The following is an 860-nucleotide window of genomic DNA, read 5'->3' on the forward strand; positions in this document are numbered from 1 at the left end:
TACTTGCCGATAAATTCTGCTGTGGTATTGAGTACATGAAAGGTATCGTTAATTCGTATCTGACTTTCCGGAGGAATGTTTTCAAATTCATCCATGTTGTTTATTTGTGTAGCGTGTGTTGTGATACCGTATTCATCAATTGGATGAAAGTTTTTAGTGTAGTACAAGCCATTTGCAAAAACCCAAAAGCGGTTTTCCTCATTGTAACCTACACGCTCCAACTCTTTGGCTTCTGGTATTCCAAGCAGCTTCACGTTTTTAATATTGTCGAGCTGACTATCGTTACCGTACCAAAAGAATCCATGACGGCGGTGTACCTGTTTCTTGAAAGATGCAGGGGTACAAAAATCATCGGATGAAATAATAGCCAGGCGTTTTCTACCATATTGGCTCATCAGGCGCAAAACATATTTTAGGTCAGTTCTGCCTTGTGGGTCTTTATGGAACACACAGAATAAGGCTTCAAAAGTAAAGTTCGATATTTGCTTCGGGTTCTTTCCTTCAACCGTCCAATAAGCTCCATCTTCTTCGTAAAACTGATTAGTCAGAAGGTTCTCCTGTTGCTCCTTTTTCAGCTTGATTATATCGCTGATGTTTTCCTTTTTCTTGACCTTCTTCTCGGCAGGCTGACTATAATCCTTTAAAGCATCCTGCCATGCTTTTTTCGGTTTAATCTGTTCAGCAACAAAATCAAGATAGACCTCCTGATTCGTTTTATCATAGCAGCATATTAAGGAAGCCATACGTTTTATTACTTCCGATTTTTTTACAGGGTCATTTGCAAAGCGGTCAGCATATTCAGCCGTTTTGTAGATGATGTAATCCTCCTGTTGTTCATCGTACTGAAGAAACGTTTTGTT

The 860-nt window shown here is 39.4% G+C and carries 1 protein-coding gene; it reads right to left on the minus strand.

The genetic code is table 11. The features are described 5' to 3' along the window. Positions 1 to 860: hypothetical protein (locus KEM10_RS25185; protein ID WP_212220916.1), on the minus strand; the 860-nt coding region annotated here is incomplete at both ends.

Origin of the sequence: Carboxylicivirga linearis (genome assembly GCF_018271995.1) — a bacterium.
GTDB classification, from domain to species: domain Bacteria; phylum Bacteroidota; class Bacteroidia; order Bacteroidales; family Marinilabiliaceae; genus Carboxylicivirga; species Carboxylicivirga linearis.